The organism is Cetobacterium sp. (assembly GCF_051658645.1).
Taxonomy (GTDB): Bacteria; Fusobacteriota; Fusobacteriia; order Fusobacteriales; family Fusobacteriaceae; genus Cetobacterium_A.
Map to the genome: position 1 here is coordinate 1 of NZ_JBOFMZ010000054.1, position 1,982 is coordinate 1,982.

Consider the following 1,982-nt stretch of genomic DNA (forward strand, 5'->3'; position numbering starts at 1 on the left):
AATAAAAAAATCCCTGCGAATAATCCCGCAGGGATTCTTTTAATTCTTTTCTTTCTTACTTAGAAATTCTATTTGAGATTGATTAATTATCCTATGTTTAGGATATATCACTTCTCCACGTTCTTTAATTGAAGCTTTACTCATATACAGAGTATGTGTATTGTTTATTGCCAAGACTGCACCTAAAATGCTAATAACACTAGATACTAGCCTGTACATTCTTGCCAACTTCACCATCATGATTACACCTCAGGGGCGTTTTCCACAAAGTACTCAAAAGCAATTAATTCTGCTTTTTCAGTTTCAATTCTACTAAGAGAATTTTCTCCTGATTTTATTTCTTTTTCTACTTGATCTTTCCAATCAGTATAAGAATCATAACCATTGTTATCTGGGAAAGGTTCGTTATTGTCTTGTAGACTTTGAATATACATCAATGTAGATCTGTCATCAGTTAACTCTTTTTTAAGTCCACCTTCTCTTTCAATACTTTTCTTAGTTTTAGCGATTACTTCTTCCAGAATATATTTTACTTCTATTCCTGTAAACTTTAACATAATAAAACCTCCTAAATATTTTATTTATAAATAGGATTTACGGGGGTATATCCTATAAATAACGAATAAGAAAATAATTCTTGCATATTTATTAATTATTATCGGATAAATGCTCTTCCAATAACGATATTATTAATTTTGATCTCGAGATTTTTTTTGATTTTATATTTTTTTCAAGTTTTTTAAGTAGATTTTCTGGGATTCTAAAAGTTATAACATGATTTGAGAAATTTATGTGTTCTTTATCCATTAATAATGACCTCCTATTAGTCTTTAATTTCATTAAGTAACACACATCTTGTAAAGGTTATTAAGATTTTACCCTCTAATAAAAAAAAGTCAATAAAAAAGTAGGATTGTAATACAAAATTTTGTATTACAATTTTTTTAATTTCCTTTTGACAAAATAATTTTTTTAAAGTATATAGATTATCGATTTTAAAAAATATTTTTTGGAGGATAAAATGCACTTTTTTGATGAGAAATTAGCTCATGAAATCGGATTGAGCGAAGCTATATTTTTACAAAACTTATATTATTTAGCTAAAACATATATATTACGAGATATGAAAACCGACAAAGACGACGTATGGATAAAATTATCAACTGCTACAATTCAAAAATTTCAGAGTTATTTTAGTCGTAGCATGATTAGAACTTTAACTAAAAATCTTTTAGAGGAAGAACTAATCAAAAAAGTTCAGATGAATAAGAGTACTACAAACGCTTTTTCATATTCTTTAACAAATCGTGGATGGATTTTGATGATGGCGTTAGATTCTAAAGTTGAAATCAAAAAGTTAAAATCTGTTGCAGAAGAGTTTTCTAGTTCTAAAACTTCAAAAATGGTGCTAGGATTTTTAAAATCCGCGGAAAAGTTAAAATCCCGAGAGAATATTTTTAGCATATTAAGTGAGAATTCTGAAACTTTAGAAAATAGCGTAGAAACTAAAGTTGTCCAAAAGAGTATTGAACTTATAAAAACTTTAGAAGTTGAACAATCCGAAGAAATAGCAGAAATTATCCTCGAGAGTTCTACGTTTAAAAAACGAGTCGAACGAACGTTTTCAGCGGTAGAAAATTATAAAAACTTATGTTTGATTCCAGCGATAGAAAAACATGGCTATTCTAACGTCATAATCGCCCTCAAAAAAACAGTTCAGCACTTTACAGCACCATTTAGTCCTGTTGCAAACTTCTATTGTAATTTGAACTGTACAGATTCGTAAAACTAGGTTGACGATTTTAGCCAAGCCAGTTGGTTAAAACTAGCAAAATTTATGGCTAAATTAGACATTATACTCGGCTATTTTTAGCCATAGACTGGCGAAATTAAGCATAAAACTATGCTACTTTTAGCCGATATAATATATAGAATATAGATACCTTATTGAATTAATAGAAAAATATAAAAAAAAAGCGATA

Annotated in this window: 3 protein-coding genes; 1 reads left to right on the top strand and 2 read right to left on the bottom strand. The window is 28.4% G+C overall.

Features of this window, described 5'->3' with window-relative positions; genetic code table 11:
* Positions 1-242 precede the first annotated feature (242 nt).
* Both ACRCZX_RS06440 and ACRCZX_RS06445 read right to left on the bottom strand, forming a co-directional pair.
* Positions 243-557 (bottom strand): hypothetical protein, encoded by a 315-nt coding sequence (locus tag ACRCZX_RS06440; protein ID WP_438582107.1) that lies wholly within the window; start codon positions 555-557, stop codon positions 243-245.
* A gap of 91 nt (positions 558-648) precedes the next feature.
* Positions 649-807, bottom strand: coding sequence for a ribbon-helix-helix protein, CopG family (locus tag ACRCZX_RS06445; protein ID WP_438582108.1), 159 nt, complete (start codon positions 805-807; stop codon positions 649-651).
* Positions 808-1,021: 214 nt separating this feature from the next.
* Between ACRCZX_RS06445 and ACRCZX_RS06450 the strand changes: the two genes are divergently transcribed.
* Positions 1,022-1,786 carry a hypothetical protein gene (locus tag ACRCZX_RS06450; protein WP_438582109.1) on the top strand — a complete coding sequence of 255 codons (765 nt, stop codon included), beginning with the start codon at positions 1,022-1,024 and terminating at the stop codon, positions 1,784-1,786.
* Positions 1,787-1,982: the final 196 nt, after the last annotated feature.